The following is a 19,822-nucleotide window of genomic DNA, read 5'->3' as shown; positions in this document are numbered from 1 at the left end:
CAACTGCTCCTACTCATTAACCTGAACGACATCAATTTGGCCTTGCTTGAGATACTCGTGAGCTAAAGCAGGGCGACGTTGCCCCCGTTCACTGATGTAACGTAACTGACTGTCCGGTTCTGGACTGTTCACAAAGTGCCTGAAACGCTTCAATTTCTCCGGTGATGCCAGGGTAGTTTTCCACTCACACTGATACTGACCCAGAGTGTTTTCCATTTCAGTTTCCAGCTCATCGCCAATACCAAGCTTATCTTCAATTACAACCTGTTTGAGGTAATCCAGGCCGCCTTCCAAATTTTCCAGCCAGACGGATGTCCGCTGTAAACGATCAGCGGTGCGAATATAGAACATTAAAATTCGATCGATATAGCTAACCAGAGTCTGGCTATCCAGATCCGAAGCAAATAAATCAGCATGGCGAGGACGCATCCCGCCATTACCACAAACATAAAGGTTCCAGCCGTTTTCGGTGGCGATCACCCCAATATCTTTCGACTGGGCTTCGGCGCATTCACGGGTACAACCTGAAACTGCAAACTTCAATTTATGAGGAGCACGTAAGCCTTTGTAGCGATTTTCCAAATCAACCGCAAAACCGACACTGTCCTTAACGCCATATCGGCACCAGGTGCTGCCGACACAGGACTTCACCGTTCTGACCGCCTTGCCGTACGCATGACCGGTTTCAAAACCGGCATCCACCAGTTTCTGCCAAATCAACGGCAGTTCATGAAGCCGGGCTCCAAACAAATCTACCCGCTGACCACCGGTGATCTTGGTATAAAGGTTAAACTCCTTAGCAACCATACCGAGGACAATCAGTTTTTCCGGTGTGATTTCCCCACCGGGGATCCGCGGAACCACAGAGTAAGTGCCGTCTTTTTGCATGTTACCGAGGAAGATATCATTGGTATCCTGCAGGCCGATATGCTGCTCATCAAGCACATAATCATTCCAGAAAGAAGCCAGAATCGACCCGACAGCCGGTTTACAGACATCACATCCCAGTCCCTGACCATAGTCATCCAGCAACTCATCAAAAGTTCTGATCTTCTTCACCCGGACAATATCAGCCAGCTCCTGACGGGAGTAAGCAAAGTGCTCGCACAAATGGTTATTCACTTCGTAGCCAAGAGTAGCCAGCTCATTGTCCAGGATCTGTTTAGCCAACGCCGAGCAACCACCGCACCCGGTTGAGGCTTTAGTCTCGGCCTTAAGGGTAGCCATATCACTACAACCTTCAGCCACGGCTTGTTTGATCTGAGCTTTGGTGACATCAAAACACGAACAAACCTGAGCATGGTCGGGCAAGGCATCAACACCCAACGCAGTAGCTCCGTCATCATCCACAGGGGGCAATAACAATACCGCCGGATTTTCCGGTAAAGGCATGTCATTTAGCTTCATCTGCAAAATCTGGTCATAGGCCTCAACATCGCCTACCAGCACGGCCCCGAGGATTTCGTCGCCGTCAGCGGAAACAATCAGTCGCTTATAGATCTGCTCGATATCATCACTGAAGGTATAAGACTGCGCTCCCGGAGTCTGGCCATGGGCATCACCGATACTGGCGACATCGACACCAAGCAGCTTGAGTTTGGTACTCATATCCGCGCCGGTGAAAAACTCATTAACACCACAGAGATGAGAAGCCGCGACTTTTGCCATCTTGTAACCCGGTGCCACCAGCCCGAAAACCTTCTGCTGCCACAGCGCACACTCACCCACTGCGTAAATATCCGGAACACTGGTCTGACAGTTGTCATTAATAACAATGCCGCCCCGTTCTCCCACTTCCAGACCACACTGGCGGGCAAGTTCATCCTGAGGGCGAATACCGGCTGAAAACACGATCATATCGGTTTCAAGAAAACTGCCATCAGAGAAGTTCATCCGGTAGCGGCATTTTTCTCCGGCAATGATTTCAGTGGTCGCTTTCTCTGTATGAACCTCGACTCCAAGCTGACTGATCTTATGGCTCAATAACTCGCCGCCACCTTCATCCAACTGGACGATCATCAGCCTGGGAGCAAACTCAACCACATGGGTTTCCAGCCCCATATTTTTTAATGCATTGGCGGCCTCCAGCCCTAACAAACCGCCTCCGACGACCACACCAACCTGGCTTTGTTTGCCGGAAGCTTCAATTGCCTCCAAATCTTCGATTGTCCGGTAAACATGGCAGTGTGATTGTTCATTTCCAGGAATCGGCGGCACAAAAGGATAAGACCCCGTTGCCAGCACCAATTTGTCATATGCTTCCGTTCTGCCGTTCACTGTCACAACCTGACGAGCCTCGACATCAATCTCTGCCACTTTTTCATTCAGAACATAGTTAATACCGTAGGACTGATAATAATCTTCATCAGTCAAAGCCAGATCCTGCGCCGACGCTCCGGAGAAATACTTACTGAGCTGAACCCTGTCATAGGCCAGTCTGGGCTCTTCAGAAAACGTAACAATCTCAAATTGTTCTTCTTCATTACGCTGCACCAATTCATCAATAAAGCGATGGCCTACCATACCGTTGCCGACCACAACTACACGCTGCCTGTCCATATAACATCCTCACTGTCATTTGTTTTTTAAGCCGACAACCTGCTGGCCTGCTGGTTTTCCGTGGCTGAAAACCACTGCAATTGCTCAGCTAAACCAACAACCTGGCCAACAACAATTAATGCCGGAGACTGAACCTGATGCTGAATAACCAAAGCTTCAAGCTGACACAACTCACCGCAGATCACCCGCTGTTGCGGACAACATCCTTTTTCAATCAAAGCAACCTGTGTATCCGCAGAAAGGCCGGCCTCACTTAACCCCTTACTGATTAATCCGGCTTTAGTAAGCCCCATATAAAACACCAGGGTATGATTGAGCTTTACCAGCGCGTCCCAACGAATCATGAGATCTTTTTCTGTATGGGCAGTCACAAAGGTGCAGCCCTGTGACAGGCCGCGATGAGTCAGAGGAATACCGGCATAAGCACTACACCCGGCAGCAGCTGTGATCCCCGGCACCACCTCAAACTCAATCCCAGCCTCACTGAGCGCAAGAATTTCCTCTCCCCCACGGCCAAATACAAACGCATCTCCGCCTTTAAGTCGGCAGACATTCATCCCCTCTCTGGCTTTAGCAACTAACAAGGCATTAATATCTGCCTGCGACAAGCTTTGCTTCCCTTTGGCCTTGCCGACATAATTTGTTGCTGTCGCCGCAGGAAACAAGGCACAAATTTCAGGGCTGACCAACCTGTCGAACACAATCAGATCAGCCTGCTCAATTACCCTCATCGCTTTCACCGTCAACAACTCAGGATCTCCGGGACCAGCCCCGACAAGGCTGACACACCCAGACTTACCTTCACACTTTGTCGTTGTGACAGTAAAGTCAGAAAAACCGGGTGACAGTATTTCATTCGCTATTGCTCTCTCTAACATCACTTTTCCTTACGTACACTCCATGTACGTTCCTTGCGACTTTACTTATTCAAACTTGCTGTCATGCTTTACTTGAAAAGAGCAAAGACAATGCCAGCTTCATCCCCCTTTAAGCTGCCAGCAATAAGCCATTGTTATTAAAAGAAAAACCTCTAAATTAAAGCCAATTCACCAGCTTTTATTCCCAAAACAGAAGCAGTCCGGCCATATTTAATCGCACTCATTTTGTGCACAGCACACCAGAATAATGCATGGCAAAAAGGCAAGAGTCCGCACAGCAAACCCAGCCAACTACCACTTTGTGGTTACATTCAGGACAATATTCCAACAAACCCCTGTTAATGACGTGTTTGACCTTTTACCCAGCTGCCTTAAGTGCCGATATCCGGATCTGGCTTAGTTATTGCTGCTGTTGATGCAAGGAAAGAGGGGGATATTAAAGATGCAAAGGAAGCAATCATGGATAAAAAGCACCTGCGCCTATTGTGGCGTTGGCTGCGGTATAGAAGCAAAGCATACCAATAGAGGGGGCCTGGAAATCCGGGGAGATAAAACCCACCCAGCCAATTTCGGCAAACTGTGTTCGAAAGGAATGGCGCTGGGAGAAACAGTGATCCATCAGGGACGACTGCTCAAACCCAGCATAGAAGGTAATAACTGCAACTGGGATCAGGCTCTGGATTACGTTGCCGATCAGTTCAGCGAAATCATCCGCGAACATGGCCCGCAGGCTGTAGCTTTTTATGTTTCGGGGCAATTGCTGACTGAAGACTACTATGTCGCGAACAAGCTGATGAAGGGGTTTATCGGCAGCAGTAATATCGACACCAACTCCCGACTCTGTATGTCATCCAGTGTGGCCGGACATAAACGCGCTTTTGGAGCCGACTGCGTTCCCGGATGCTATGAAGATCTGGAGCTGGCCGACTTAATTATTCTCACCGGTTCTAATCTGGCCTGGTGCCACCCGGTTCTTTACCAGCGGGTCAAAGCTGCTAAACAATCCCGTCCGCAACTAAAGATCATCGTCATCGATCCACGCACCACTGCCAGTTGTGAAATTGCCGATTTACACCTTGCTATCAAACCGGGCACTGATGTTGCTTTGTTCAACGGACTGCTTTGCTATATGGCTCAGCACGGAAAGCTCAACCAGGACTACATTGCATCCCATACAGAAGGCGTTAAACTCGCCTTGTCGAGCGCCCGAACGGATGCCGAAGAACTGTTAAAGCTAGCTCAGAAAACAGAACTCTCACCGCAACAACTGACAGCTTTTTTCCAACACTTCGCTGACACCGAAAATATCGTCACCGTTTATTCTCAAGGAGTCAACCAATCCACCCACGGTTGCGATAAAGTCAACAGCATTATCAACTGCCACCTTGCAACGGGACGGATCGGCAAACCCGGCTGCGGCCCTTTTTCTGTCACCGGGCAACCCAATGCCATGGGAGGTCGCGAAGTCGGCGGATTAGCCAATATGCTCGCCGCCCACATGGATTTCGGTAACGACAGTCACCATCAGCTGATCAGTGAGTTCTGGCAAACGGACAAACTTGCCAAAGCCCCCGGCCTTAAAGCCATAGAGATGTTTGATGCTATTGACCAAGGCAAAATAAAAGCCGTCTGGATCATGGCGACCAACCCGGCGGTCAGCCTGCCGGACAGTAAAAAAATCAACCGGGCTTTAACCAAGTGCCCCATAGTCGTCGTCTCCGACTGCATGGCTGATACAGATACGACCCGCCACGCCAGTGTCTTACTGCCGGTACAAGGCTGGAGCGAAAAATCCGGCACTGTCACTAACTCAGAACGCAGAATATCACGCCAGCGCCGATTGCTGCCGACACCGGGTGAAGGCAGGCCGGACTGGTGGATCATCAGCCAGGTCGCCAAACGAATGGGATTCACCCATGCTTTCAACTACCGTCACGAAGCGGAGATTTTCAGCGAATACTGCAAAATGACCGGATTGGGAAATCACGGCCAAAACAGGCGACAACTTAACCTTTCTGGATTCGCAAACCTGACAGCTAAAGAGTACCACCAGCTAACACCAGTCCAGTGGCCTGTTATCTCCAATCAGGATTTCACCACTAACGAAGAAACTCAGCACAACAAGCGGCTGTTTGCCGACGGAGTATTCTCAACACCTTCCGGCAAAGCTCAGTTCATCGCAGTTCACAGCCAGCCACCAGCTAGCCGAACAACAGTCGATTACCCTCTGCTTTTAAATACCGGACGAATTCGCGACCAATGGCACACCATGACAAGAAGCGGTCTTGCTCCCAGGCTGAGCGAACATTCCCCTGAACCATTTATCTCTGTGTCCCCAGAAGATGCCAGTGCCTATGGGCTCAGCCATCATCAACTGGCTCAAATCAGCAGCCCATTAGGCAGTGCCACTCTGCGCGTGAATATCACAAATGATGTTCGGCAGGGTGAGCTGTTCGCCCCTATCCACTGGAGCAATACCAATACCAGCGCCGCTAAAATTTGTACTCTGATCTATCCGCATACCGACACACTGTCAGGGCAGCCTGAGTTCAAATGCACTCCGGTAACCATTAAACGATTTAATTACCGCAGCGAAGCTGTTTTACTCTCAACCGACTCCTCTGAATTCGAACCTGAACTCCATAAATACGAATACTGGAGCAAACAAAGAGTAGCCAACGGTTACCTGTTCCGTATCGCCAGCCAACTACCACCAAAAGAGTTAATGCTTCAACTCCGTCATTACTGCTATCAACAAAACGGACGGCAACTCAACTTCAGTAATGAAGCCAAAGAACATTACCGCTTTGCGGCCATCAGTCATCATCAGGAACAACAACTGCTCAATTGTTATTTCTGGGTTGCAGGGAAATTACAACATCAGGAACTGGACTGGCTTCATGCCATTGTAGGCGAGAATGCTGATGACACTGTCGCCCTTTCGCTATTGTCAGGATCAGAAGGCAGGCTTCGTGCTGGAAAAACCGTATGTGCCTGCAAGAAAGTCGGAAAAAACACCATCTGCCAGGCAATCAGGGAGCATCAGTTAGACTCTGTTGAACAAATCAGCACCCATACTCAAGCAGGCACCGGATGTGGCAGCTGTATCGGAGAAATACAGCAGCTACTGTCAGAACAGCAGGCGAAAAGCCCCGCGCCATAGTCTTACATTCACACAAATATTCATGAGCCACATAAAACGAAAGCCAGGAGATGAATGAAACTGAGATAGCGACCCGCCGAAGATAAGGTCTATATTTTAACTATCAGATTTTTCAGGAATTAAGTAATACCTGTCGGTATTTTATCTTCGGAAGCGACTTTGAACGCGATTTCGAACGCGATAAGGAGCTGGCATGTTTCAGCAATACATCCATCAGAGCACACAAAAAGTCCATGAAATAATGCAGCTGGCAGTTAATGAACTGCTCAGCCTTCATCTCAATACTTTGACCTCAGACTTTATCCTGCTCGGCCTGCTACTTCAGGATAAATCTGAAGCCCTGGAAGTGTTGAACTCCCTGCTTCCTGATCACGCCGCCAAACGTAAGGCGATGATGGATCAAATATACCAACGTCACCCTCCCCAACCGACAGTCAATGTAGAGAAAGTCGCGACCTCACCGGATTCCGATAAAGTTATGGAAATTGCCAGCCAGGAAGCCAACCGAATAGGCGATACCTATATCGGCGCCGGCATTTTGCTGGTGGCACTCAGCAACGAACAGTCCGGCCCCGCAGCCGAAATACTGAAAACCACGGGCTTAAACCCGGAGCAGATCCGGGCTGAACTGCTAAAAAAACGGGAAGGTAATATCCTGGCCACCGCCGATGCCGAAAGCCGGGTTAACGTTCTCAAAGAGTACACCATCGACTTAACTGAAATGGCACTTCGGGGGGAGCTTGATCCTGTGATCGGCCGGGAGGATGAAATGCGCCGGGTGATCCAGACCTTGTCACGGCGCAAGAAAAACAACCCGGTACTGATCGGTGAAGCTGGTGTCGGAAAAACCGTAATTGTCGAAGGTATTGCTCAGCGTATTGCAGAGGCCGATGTGCCGGAAACCCTGCTCAACAAACGCATTCTCTCGCTCGATATGGCCCAAATTGTTGCCGGCTCAAATATGCGGGGAGAGTTCGAGCAGCGACTGGTTAGCGTCCGGGATGCTGTTGTTGAAGCCGAGGGAAAAATCATCCTGTTTATTGATGAACTGCATACCGTTGTCGGCACCGGTTCATCCCCCGGCGGCATCGACGCCCCTTCTCTGCTCAAAACCGCCCTCGCCAAAGGAAGCCTGCAAGTGATCGGCGCAGATACCACAGATGAATACCGCAAATATGTGGAATCCGACAAAGCCCTCGAACGCCGCTTCCAGCCGATACTGGTTCAGGAACCGACACTGGATGAAACCGTGCAAATTCTGGAAGGTCTGTGTCCCCGCTACGAAAAACATCATCAAATCACCTATGACAGTGACGCATTGCAAGCAGCCGCACGCCTTTCTGAACGCTATATTGCCGACCGTTTCCTGCCCGACAAGGCCGTCGATTTGCTGGACGAAGCCGGTGCGAGAAAACGGCTGGAGTTTATCGCCATGCCGACCAAGTTGCGCAAACTCGAGCGCAAACGCCAGCAACTACTAAGTAAAAAACAAGCCGCCTTCGATCAACAGGATTATGAAACGGCCGCCTCACACCAGGTTGAACTCAGCAAGTTAATGGAAGATCTGGAAAACGAACGGCAGGATTGGCAAAACGCCACAGCCCACGCCGAAAAAGTTGTTTATGCCGAAGACATCGCCAAAGTTGTCGCTAAATGGACCGGGATCCCGATAGCCAGAATGGTGGAATCTGAAGCCGACAAACTGTCAAACATGGAAGAAAACCTCCATAAGCGTATTGCCGGGCAGGATGATGCCATCAAAGCGATTTCTGATGCTATTCGCCGTAACCGGGCCGGGATTTCCGAATCCAAACGCCCGATTGGCTCGTTTTTATTCCTCGGCCCTACCGGTTCCGGTAAAACTGCCCTTGCCAAAGCTCTGACTGAGTTTCTGCTTGATGATGAAACACGAATTATCCAGCTCGATATGTCCGAATACATGGAGCGGCACGAAGTTTCCAAAATGATTGGTGCGCCTCCTGGCTATATCGGGTACGGCGAAGGCGGACAACTGACAGAGAAAGTACGGCGTAACCCTTATTCCGTTGTCCTACTGGATGAAATAGAAAAAGCACACCCGGATGTGTTCAACATGCTGCTGCAAATCCTCGAAGACGGCCACCTGACCGATGCCCAGGGACGACAAGTCTCTTTTCGTAACACCGTTATTATCGGCACCTCAAACCTGGGAGTAGAAACTCTTGGTCCGGATCGCAAGCAAATCGGCTTTATGTATTCAGTAACGCCGAGTTATGAAGAAGCCAAGCACAACGTCTTGCAGGAAGTAAAACGCTTCTTTAAACCGGAATTTCTCAACCGCCTCGATGACATCATCGTGTTCCATTTCCTTGAACGGAACCATGTCCTGCTTATTGCTCATATGATGATTGCCGAGCTGAAAAAACGGCTTGGAGAGAAAGAGATCCAACTGAATGTAAATGAAGAGGTAATTTCGAAGCTGGCAACCGACGGGTTCGATATCAACTATGGTGCCAGACCACTGCGCAGGGAAATAGAAAAACAGCTGGAAAACCCGCTGGCTTCTTACTTAATCAACCACGGCGGAAAAACACAATGCACTGTCGATGTTTTTCTGGAAAACCATCAAATTTGTTTCCAGGTTAACGGCGATAAAGTTGTAACTGGCAGCAACTGAAGCCGTGATCAGCCATCATAACTTGAGAAGCTTGTTACCATACCAAAAGAAAAGGCTGAGACTATCATCCGATAATCTCAGCCCTTGTATTTTAAGAGAGTTAATTAACTAATTCGGAAACGGCTCATCATTGATTGCAGGTTCGCCGCCAACTGACTCAGTTCAACACAAGCCTTGGCTGTTTGCTCAGCACCAACAGCAACTTCAGTCGATGACTGGTGAATGCTTTCCACATTGCGACCCAACTCTTCGGTTACCGAATCCTGCTCACTGCATGCACTGGCAATTTGCTGGCTCATGTCAGCAATCTGCGCCACCGTCTGTTCGATGTTCTGGATAGTTTCACCGGTATTCTGGCTTTGAGTCACACACTCCTGAATCATCACACAACTTTCACTTGTGGCATCCTTCGCGGCATTGGCGCTCTTCTGCAATTTCTCGATAATCGCGACAATCTCACCGGTTGAGTCCTGAGTCCGGCCAGCCAATGTTCTTACTTCATCAGCTACCACAGCAAAACCGCGGCCCTGCTCACCGGCACGAGCGGCCTCAATTGCGGCATTCAATGCCAGCAGGTTAGTCTGATCGGCAATACCTCGGATAACATCAACCACCATGCTGATATTGCCCGACTCCTGCTCAAGCTGCTGAACAAGCTCGCCCGCATTCTCAATTTTCTGAGAAACACGAGTAATAGAATCAATATTCTGCTGGACGTCATCACAGCCCTGTTTGGCTTCATCATTTGCCGAAGACGCCGAGATCGACGCCGTTTCAGTATTATTTGCCACATCAGCTACAGTCGCTTTCATCTGATCCATGGCTGTTGCCACCATGGTGATTTCACTTTGCTGTTGCTGCATGCCTGTTGATGACTGCTCAGATACTGCACTCACCTCTTCAACCGCCGCCCCCAGCTGAGTCACCGATGCAACGATTTCTTCTACCAGCTTACGCAGGTTATCCTGCATTTTGATCGACGAATCAGCCAACTGGCCTAATTCATCGTTACCGATCTCATCACGCTTAAGAAAATGAGTTAAATTACCCGAGGCTATTTCCGCCGACAGAGCCATCACTTGATTCAGCGGCAGACAAATCTGACGGGTCAGGAAGATATTCATCAGCACCATAATCGCCAACACAGCCAAGATACAAGAAAGTGTCAGTGTCGAGATCCGGCTAAGACTACCCAGCATTTTGGTGCGGTTATTCGCTACAAATTCCAGGTTCAATTCACGCAAATCATCAAGAGCAATCATCAGGTGGTTAAACTGATCAAAAGTATTAACCAACAGATCTTCAGCTTTCTCTGATTTACCCGTTTCTGCGGCGGCCTCATAACCACGAATACCACGCAGATAGGAATCCCAGGCTCGACTCACTGCATCAAATACTCTTTGCTCATGATCTGAAGCAACTGTCGCTTCATATTCCGACAGCATTTTCTCAATATCACTAATGTGACGCTTGGTTCTATCAAGCGTACTACGCATTGCCGCCGGATCGTCTTCAAAGGTCAGGACAAAAAACTGGGTTGTACGAACACTGGTGACTTCATATTTCAGCTCTTCAACCGACAGTACGCTCGGAATGGTAGAGTCAGTAAAGTTAATCGTCCCGCCGCGAACCAGTTTCAGTTCACTGACCAGGAACAAACCTAAAGCGATAAATACTGCAGCAATTGCAGCAAAGACAACCGCTATTTTTTTACCTATCGATAAATTTTTATACGTCATTGTTTATCAACCTATTGCCTTATCGGCAAAGTTTCATGGCTCAACTACACGCTGGATTAACCATATCCCTTCTGGTTGCAGCTCACACTGTCATAAACCCAACAGTAAAATTAATTAAACATGGCTTTAAACTACTCTTTCTCTCGCAATGTAATTGAATACAAAACTTACAAAAGTTATTAAAGCCACTATTTTTATTCGCTACTAATGAGTGCAATAAATCACAATCAAATATCGAGTCAATATTGACTCATCAATCAAATTCAAATAACTAAATCAATAAAGCAAATGCAGCATGAATCTTTTCTTGAGTGATTCCGAATAGCCTGCACTGCTTTATAAGAAACCAACGACAAAAAAGGCTGCCCGGCATACAGCCAAACACCCTTTCTCATTAAACTAATTGAATTCGCATGCGTTTCGCATCCTAAACCGAAACGCTAATCAGCAACTAGTGTTACTCACTATCTGATTGAAATCTACAGCATGATTCATAACAAGCGACATCCCTTTCTATTTTCTTAAGTACCACAACAATAAAAAACTGAATTTCTATTGGTAACCAATCAAAACATCACCAAAACTGATAACTAAACTGAGTTATATAAACCACATCTAAGCTAAACAACTTATTTGTAATTATTAAACCTCAGAAATAAATACAAATATAAATTAACAAAAGTAAATGCATTCAATGCAGGGAAAAGATAAATATTTCGATGAAAAAGAGAACAGAATATCGCTAATTGCTCAATCTGCGGCAGTAAGCAAGAGAAGAACTTTTCGAAATCCCAAAATAACAAAGCCCCGACATTTCTGTCGGGGCTTTTCTAATGTGGCGCAGCGCTCAGGGTATAGGGGACTTTCAAATCCCGAATAGCGTTAGCCTAAACGAAAAAAAGCCGCTGATTAATCAGCGGCTTTCTTAAATGTGGCGGAGAGATAGGGATTTACTTCGCCCTTCGGGCCGTTGCTTACAACGCCTTCGGCTAGCAACGTTGTCTCGCTTCGCTCGGCTGAACCCTCTCTAGGGTTCTTCACCCTATCTCTACATCATAAAATTTAAGCATAAAAAAACCGCTGATAGTTCAGCGGTTTCTTTAAATGTGGCGGAGAGATAGGGATTTGAACCCTAGATACGCTACAAACGTATGCCGGTTTTCAAGACCGGTGCTTTCAACCACTCAGCCATCTCTCCGGAATGTGGCGGTGAGGGAGGGATTCGAACCCTCGATACGTTGCCGTATACACACTTTCCAGGCGTGCTCCTTCAGCCACTCGGACACCTCACCAAATTGTTGTCGAGCCTTGCTCGTCTCAACGGCGGCTAATTTAATGGCTTAGAGAGTTAGGGTCAAGCGCTTTTCTCTAAATATTTATCGACTGCTGGCGAATAAAACAATTCGCTCTATTCTTGATCCAATCTGCTGTTTTTATTCACTGCTAAACTTCTAACAAAGTGCTCATTAATGAGCTCAATAAGAAAAATCAGTGGCAAAGGACATCTCTATGGGTCTGAAAGGGATATGCGTTTTTTTGATTTTATGGGTCACCGCAGTCTGGGGCACGGAATCATCAGAACAGACCGATCCCCGAGTGGCTCAGTTGGAAGAGCAAATCCGCCAACTCCAGAGACAAGAACAGACACCAGAAGTTACCAAAACACTTGATTCTCTCTCGCAAGCTAAAAGCCAATTAGAAAAAACCGCTGACTTTAATAAAGAAACCCAAAAGTACCGTAATCTTGTCGCTGAGTTTGACGAACGCAGTCAGGTAATCAAGGAACAAATAGCCAGTTTCACAACTACTAAGTTTCCTGATTTTAACGACTGGGATCAGGATCAGTTGACACTGGAAATTGCCGAACAAGATAACCATCTTGATCAGCTAGAGCTGAATCGTCAAAACAGTAAAAACGAATTACAAGCTATTGAGCGGGGTATTGATGAGTTTTCTTATCTATCCAAACAATTACAACAACACATCCAGGAAACAGAAAAACTGCTCAAGCACGAACAGCAACAGGCAACCAGCAAAATCACGCTGATAACGCTGGAAATCGCTCATCAGTTTTATGTTAGCCAGCTTTATGCCCTTGAAGCTAAACAGCTCAGTGCCGGCAACCGACGAACTCTGGCTAAACAGCAAATTCAGCTTTTTAATCAGGAAATTGAAGCTCGTCAGGCCTATCGCAACAATCTCCAACGCCGACTGAGCAGGCTGATGCGCGCCGAAGCCAGAGACTCGACAGAAGACAGTGAAGAACTCCAGCAGGAGCTATCCGATCAGCCACCTTCCCTGAAGCAACTGTTACAGAATAACCAGCGTTATACTTCAGAGCTGACTGTATTTGCCAACAGAACAGAGCAAATTCAACAACAACAGCAAAACGCATCTGATCAAATCGACCTAGTAAATAAAACCGCCGATGACCTCGAAACCATGACCGAATGGCTCAAACTCAGCCCGGCATTCAGCGAAAACCTTCGCACCCGGATGAAACGCCTGCCCAGCCCGCCGCCAATTGAATCTCTGGACAGGGATATAGCGCAAAGCCAAATCAAAAAATATGAATACCAGCAACGCTACGATGCCCTGACAGAAATGTCTCAGGGACCAAGAACTCAGTCGCTGACACCGGAGCAGCAACAAACAGAACAAAAACTGATAGAAACCAACCTGATTTTGTTAGATCGGCTGATCGATAATTCCGATATTCTGATTTATCAGCAAGCCACGTTAAAAGTCGCCTATGAAAAGCTCAACAGCAATCTGACAGAACTGAAAAACCTGGCCGCCAAGAGGCTTTTCTGGGCACCGGATACCAATCCACTCAATCTGACCGTACTCAGCAATACCTGGGACAAGTTGAAATGGTTCTTCTCCCCTGCTCAATGGCTAAACCTGGGCAAAGTTCCGGCGGCAGCTGAGTCATCCACCCTGTTATTTGTTCTCGGTTTTATTGCTTTCATTATTGCCACTCTTCGCTGGTTAAAAAAACACTGGCTGAACTTCCTGACCACCACCAGCCACATGATCGGCAAAGTCACTCTGGACAAATTCAGCTATAGCTCACTCAACGTTCTGATTTCTTTTCTACTGGCGTGGCCAATACCTATCATCATCACCTTAATCGGGTTCCTGTTGAGCTCGGCCTGGCAGTATCCCTTTATCCATCATCTCGGCCAGGCTTTGACGCTCCCTATCGCCCTGACCATCTTTCTTTTCATGCGGGAACTCGTCCGGGAAGATGGTCTGTTAATCCGTCATTTTGACTGGGAGCCGCATTATGTCCACGGTGCATTCACGTATTACCGCCAGTTGATCTGGCTGTACATACCTATGATGATCATTCAGGATTTTTCCCATCTTTACAGTGATATCGATGTTAATGCCACACTCGGACGACTGGCATTTATCATCAGCAACCTAGCCGTCAGTGTTTTCCTCTGGCAGCTGTATCGAATGAAGTTGCCGATGACTTACGGCGAGATGCCCAAGGGTAAAGCGCATATCGGCCACCATCTATTTTGGTCTACCTTGGTTGCTACTCCTCAGGTGCTCAACTATACGGCTTTGAAAGGTTATCTCACCTCATCTCAGGCCGTTATGGAAAAGCTGGAAATATCGGCTGTCGTCGGTGTCATCACTTTGCTGGTCTACTACCTGATCAAACGTCTGATGCTGCTGCAGAAACGACGCCTCGCCTTTGAAAGAGCCAAAGCGAAAAGGCAGGAAATCCTTGCTCAGCGACTGGCTGAAATGAAAGAAGATAAAGAAGAGAGTTTCAGCAGCAGTGAAATGCAAATCGAAGTTGAAGAGCCAGTAGTGGATCTAGATAAGATCAGTGCCCAGTCTTTGCGCCTGTTGCGTTCGGTTTTACTGCTGATTTACCTCTCCATCATTACCTTAGTTTGGTCAGATTTCTATCAGGCAATTACCTTCCTGGAAGATGTCACCCTATGGGATGTCAGCAGTAGCATCGACGGAATTGATGAAATCAGTGCAATATCACTGAAGAGTATTTTGCTGGCAGCACTGGCCTTCTGGCTTACCGCTATCCTTGCCAGAGATATGCCCGGTGCGATGGAGCTGTTAGTCCTTCAGCATATCGACTTATCACCGGGGACCGGATATGCCATCACCTCCCTGACCCGCTATCTGGTTATCTTTATGGGGATCATAATCGGATCGGCACTGATTGGCTTTGACTGGTCCAAGATGCAGTGGCTGGTCGCAGCTTTGGGGGTGGGTTTAGGCTTTGGCTTGCAAGAAATCTTCGCCAATTTCATCTCCGGCCTGATCATATTATTCGAACGGCCGATCCGCATCGGTGATACGGTCACAATCCGCCAACTAACCGGTGTGATCACTAAAATCCAGACCCGAGCGACAACCATCATTGATTGGGACAGAAAAGAAGTCATCATACCGAATAAAGCCTTCGTCACCGAGCAATTCGTCAACTGGTCGCTCTCGGATCCGATCACCCGGGTAACAATTTCCATCAGCGTCAAGTATCTTGCCGACAGCGACCTGGTTACCCGACTGCTGTTTGAAGCCGCTGAAGAATGTGAACTGGTGCTGGATAACCCGGCCCCGGAAGTCTTTTTCCTTACCCTGACAGCTGACAGTCAGAACTTTGAAGTACGCGCCTATGCTGCCGAAACCGCACACCGGCTCAGCCTGACCCATGACCTCCACAACCGGATCAAGAGCAAGTTTATTCAGCACAATATTGATATCGCCCATCCGCAACTGGAAGTGACCCTGAAAAAGCGACAAATGCATCCGCTCAGTCAATATAATTGATCCCTATGAACCAAAAACGCGAGAAACGGTAATTCCGCTTCTCGCGCATATTCTCTGCTCAGAGTATCAAAGCAAATTTAATTCTCAGCTATTAAGCCTGCTGATGTGTGTAGCCTGGAACACGGAACAGACGGCGGCACAGGTCAAGAAACTGACCGTAAACCACACCCAGCATGCTTGAAACCACAGCGTTACTGGTTACCGCTGTAATGATCTGGTCAACATCGGCACCAACAACCCACAGAATTCCGGCATAAACCGGAGACTGGAACAACACAAATGCCACCATGTCTGACAACCACTTCATCCAGTTGGTTGGTGACAGGCGATGTCCGTTACGCACTACAAAGTCACGGAATACGCCATATGGCCAGGCAATCGCAATGTTGACCGGAATCGACAGAGTTCGCGATGCTAAAGACTGTTCAAAGGTCATCCCCGACACAAATACCTCAATCAGCATGCCGGTGACGAAACTGAAGATCACCATAGCAAAAGTATCCGCCGCCGCGTTTCGAACATTGAATTGACCTTTAACAGACATACCGCAAACCTCCATAATTAGAAAATAAGGCCAAGAAAAACCATATATAAAGTTACTTACACTGGATAAAAAGCAAATAGCCAGTTGATTTGCGTATTAGAACAGGTTTTTAGCAAAATAACCCACCAAAGTTAATATTAGTTGGTTAATTTACGACTAATTTTCAGCCAATTAGTGGCAGATTCAACTACCCAGGCAGAACTGACGTGCTGCAATTCAAAATAACGCCTTAGTCAGACAATAAATCTAAATTAATTCTGTGATATCCGACCTAATATATGAAGTTAGCAACACAAAGTTAACCCTGAACACTAACTATCAATAATAACCTCGTTTTTATTCACAGCTTCAAACAAAAAACGTTAAGAAACAAAATTAAAAATCAAGCATAACACCTTGTTTTATAAGCACTTAATGGAATTACACAAAAGAAAAAACACAAATTAAAACACTTCATAAAAACACTTATTCAGGATAGTAAATCATCATTTATTCCACTTAAACTATCATCTTTTCATCTCATAAGTTTATCTAAAGCCAAACCTTAGAAAATCTCACCTTTACCTTGATAAGTTTAAATCAAACCTCTTGGCACTGATTAATTATCCGACCAATATCCTGTTATCTCCTGCAATAGAAGCATTTTCCACCGCTACTTAACTGACAGAACTGAAAGTGAGTTACATGTTTGTGTTTTTCTTAGAGAACGCCACCACTTTTTTGTCATACATACCGTTCCTGAATGAAAAAAAACACCTCTCTGACGAAATACGGCAACAAGCACTAATCAAAAAAAAGCCCCGACCAAATGGCCGGGGCTTTGCATAGCTACTCAGCTTATCTCTCTATTATTGCCAAATCTGAAGGAGCGACACGATGAGAACCAACAGAATAGCTGCCATTGGGGCTCAAACTGTAACCGACAAATGAAGCCGCTTCGACAGCCAGTTCCGTCGCAGCTCTGTCTACCGAGCCAAAGTCAGCATTTCCTTCAACCTCTGCACTTGTGAGGGTGCCGACGCCGATGTTATGGGTACCTGTCATCAATCGTGTATACGAGCGAGAAGTACTGTTCAGAGTATTTTCCAAACCGTATAGCACCTCCAGAGGCCCGGCTCCTGCCAACGGGAACTCAGTCGTATTCAATGCGTAATATGGTTTAAAAGAAGAACCATTAAAGCATCCCAAATCCTGTGATGCAGTGACACCCGCTCCCATACTGACCTTGTTACACACCTCATATGTTGTCTGACCATCCAATTCCACTCTAACCGGTACGGTCTGATCCGCAGTCGTGAAGTTATTGCCAGGAATATCCATCAGTCCGGGCTGTTCAGAAATACTGCCGGTGACAGAGAAAGCAAGCAGCGGCTTATCCTGCAAAGCATCCGCATAGTTCAGCGGATCAACCGTATCGACAACAGCCTGAATCAAATACTGGTACTCACTCAGAAACGCCGGTGATACCTGATCTGATTTTTCTTTGTAAGCCTGAGAGTTCTGAGCAGCATAATCGTGAACTGCACTCAGATCCTGTGGCAGCCCCAGCACGTCAGCCATTATCAGCTGATATTCAGGTAATGCCTTAATGGCAGGCGGCACTTCACTGTAACCCAGCCAGACAGAGTTCATCAGGATCCCGCTGATCCCTCCCCCCGGATTGGCCAGAATAGTACCGTTCAATGGCAAATCCGCCCCCGCTAAGACTCCGCTGAATGATGCCCCGGCAATAGCCCCCATTGAATGACCCATAACATACACATTATTACCATCCAGCTGCTCTGTGCTTTGTATTCCGGCATCCTGATAAGTCAGGCCATTGCCGACAGAAGCCCGCAGGTTTATCAAATCAGCAATACTTTGTCGCAGGTTATCCCTTGATGTCAGCAGTGCATCCGACTTAAGGAAGTTTTTCACGTCAGCCTGCTCATGGCCGGCAAACAAACCACGCAATGACTGGCTGACATTTATCTCATAACTGCCATCGTCGTCCATATCTACTGCACGGGTGTTGTGAAGCGGATGATCAATCGCCACCACGGCATAACCCTGATTAGCCAGCTGAGCCTGGACAAAATTATCAAGCAATAACATACCGCCGTTACCAAACTCTTTCGCAGCCGTAATACCATGGGAGAAAATCACCACCGGCCAGCCATCTTTTGGCATTGGTGTCCGACCCGGATTTGGCAGAACGACCTGCACATCGACAGAGTGAGTTCCGTTAATCACCGGCAGCAACGGCTTCAACAAGCCATTTCCCCGCTTTTCTAGTGACCAGGTACTGTAGAGAGCGCGACAGCTATCTTTGGTGTAACGATAGCTTTCAAAGTAGCTTTCCCCTTCGTCAACGTTAACGCCATCGATGCCGAACCAGAATTTCGCCTCGCTTTCATTAGCATAATCAGCCTGACAGTTTGCCGCGGTTATCGTCTTGCTATCATCCAGGTAGTATGGCAACTCAACCTTAGCCTGAAGTTTGCGAACACACTCAACAATCAGGCCATCCCCGAAAGGACCGGAGCAAAAGTTCGGGTCAATATCCGGTGTGCCGATAATGCCACCAGCTACTTTGCCAACAATGGTGTCCAGCACCTCCGGCGGCAAAGCCGCACCAACCAGATGCTTTTTAGGTATGGCATCTGATCGCAGACCGTTCGAATCCGCATCTGGCTTTTTAGCCAAGCTAGTCAGCACTTCGCCTATTTTCTGGGTTTTAAAGCCAGCAATATAAAGTGAGTTATCCGGTGTTACCGACTCATTATCCAGTGCTACAAACAGCCCTTCGACTTCACTTTTATAACGTGCCAGCCGCAGTTCATCTTGCTCTTGAGTCAACAACTGAGTGAAATCAGCGGGACGTTTCACCACCTCTCCAACTGTCGATTTAAGGCCATCAGAGATCACCAAAATATAATCGGTTGCTGCCGCCAAGGGCTTCAACGGCAATATTTGAAGATGATTAAAATCCGTCCCCCTTACCGTGAAGTCTTTGTCATATCGCAGCTGCGAATAAGCAGGTCCTGGCAGTAATGGCGAGCGCTTCTTAAAAATCCGGACATTAGCTGCAAAGGTTGACGGGTCAAGCTGGCTGACATCCCCACTCATCGGCAAAGTAAACGGCGCAGTAGTTGACCAGCCGCCAAGATCTTCCAATGAGCACTTCGTGCTGTTTTCTATCCGGTTTTCAGTTACGGCACCATCGTCGGTCTCACCGCAACCAAAGATAACTAGCTTTGAGCTTTTCTCACCATCACGACCAATGAAATACAAATCGTTCGGCATCGGAATGTTACTGCTGTCGGCTATATGTGAACTGTTTTCAAGGCCAAAAGAAAACTGCAAATTGGCCGGTTGCAGGCTCTTTCCTTCCGGATCGTCCGAAGAATTACAGGCGATAAGTGAAGTGGCCGAGAAGGCAATCACAATCATTTTTGCTATAGCGTTTAGTTTCATCATCATATCTCTTTT

General features: G+C 47.5%; 8 protein-coding genes, 2 tRNA genes and 1 other RNA gene. 3 read left to right on the top strand and 8 right to left on the bottom strand.

The window, feature by feature from the left end:
* Positions 1–9: 9 nt before the first annotated feature.
* Both nirB and cobA read right to left on the bottom strand, forming a co-directional pair.
* Positions 10–2,559, bottom strand: coding sequence for a nitrite reductase large subunit NirB (gene nirB, locus AACQ93_RS05520; RefSeq protein ID WP_064602736.1), 2,550 nt, complete (start codon positions 2,557–2,559; stop codon positions 10–12).
* Positions 2,560–2,585: 26 nt separating this feature from the next.
* On the bottom strand, positions 2,586–3,437 hold the full coding sequence (cobA, locus tag AACQ93_RS05515) for a uroporphyrinogen-III C-methyltransferase (protein WP_084418988.1): 852 nt from the start codon (positions 3,435–3,437) through the stop codon (positions 2,586–2,588).
* Positions 3,438–3,879: 442 nt separating this feature from the next.
* Here cobA and AACQ93_RS05510 point away from each other — a divergent pair, with 442 nt between their 5' ends.
* Together AACQ93_RS05510 and AACQ93_RS05505 are read left to right on the top strand one after the other, a co-directional pair.
* On the top strand, positions 3,880–6,600 hold the full coding sequence (locus AACQ93_RS05510) for a nitrate reductase (RefSeq protein WP_064602734.1): 2,721 nt from the start codon (positions 3,880–3,882) through the stop codon (positions 6,598–6,600).
* A 193-nt stretch (positions 6,601–6,793) separates the two neighbouring features.
* Positions 6,794–9,256, top strand: a complete 2,463-nt coding sequence (locus AACQ93_RS05505) for an ATP-dependent Clp protease ATP-binding subunit (protein ID WP_064602732.1) — start codon at positions 6,794–6,796, stop codon at positions 9,254–9,256.
* Between the two features lie 104 nt (positions 9,257–9,360).
* Here AACQ93_RS05505 and AACQ93_RS05500 read toward each other — a convergent pair whose 3' ends face one another.
* The 4 genes from AACQ93_RS05500 to AACQ93_RS05485 all read right to left on the bottom strand — a co-directional run bounded on the left by AACQ93_RS05500 (position 9,361) and on the right by AACQ93_RS05485 (position 12,287).
* On the bottom strand, positions 9,361–10,995 hold the full coding sequence (locus tag AACQ93_RS05500) for a HAMP domain-containing methyl-accepting chemotaxis protein (protein WP_064602730.1): 1,635 nt from the start codon (positions 10,993–10,995) through the stop codon (positions 9,361–9,363).
* 932 nt (positions 10,996–11,927) lie between these two features.
* Positions 11,928–12,056, bottom strand: a non-coding RNA gene (locus AACQ93_RS05495) — RtT sRNA.
* A 46-nt stretch (positions 12,057–12,102) separates the two neighbouring features.
* Positions 12,103–12,193, bottom strand: a tRNA-Ser gene (locus AACQ93_RS05490).
* Positions 12,194–12,199: 6 nt separating this feature from the next.
* Positions 12,200–12,287: transfer RNA gene (locus AACQ93_RS05485), tRNA-Ser, on the bottom strand.
* Positions 12,288–12,486: 199 nt separating this feature from the next.
* Here AACQ93_RS05485 and mscM point away from each other — a divergent pair.
* On the top strand, positions 12,487–15,807 hold the full coding sequence (gene mscM, locus AACQ93_RS05480) for a miniconductance mechanosensitive channel MscM (protein WP_232323288.1): 3,321 nt from the start codon (positions 12,487–12,489) through the stop codon (positions 15,805–15,807).
* Positions 15,808–15,898: 91 nt separating this feature from the next.
* Here the strand turns inward: mscM and AACQ93_RS05475 are convergent, their stop codons facing one another.
* Complete coding sequence (locus AACQ93_RS05475; RefSeq protein WP_007461884.1) at positions 15,899–16,351, bottom strand: L-alanine exporter AlaE; 453 nt, start codon at positions 16,349–16,351, stop codon at positions 15,899–15,901.
* An 837-nt stretch (positions 16,352–17,188) separates the two neighbouring features.
* Positions 17,189–19,810, bottom strand: a complete 2,622-nt coding sequence (locus tag AACQ93_RS05470) for a hypothetical protein (RefSeq protein WP_064602726.1) — start codon at positions 19,808–19,810, stop codon at positions 17,189–17,191.
* Between the last annotated feature and the right edge of the window lie 12 nt (positions 19,811–19,822).

Origin of the sequence: Photobacterium sp. J15, assembly GCF_963870815.1 — a bacterium.
GTDB lineage: Bacteria > Pseudomonadota > Gammaproteobacteria > Enterobacterales > Vibrionaceae > Photobacterium > Photobacterium marinum.
The sequence above is the reverse complement of the archived record's forward strand: the minus strand, read 5'-3'. Positions and strand labels throughout refer to the sequence as shown.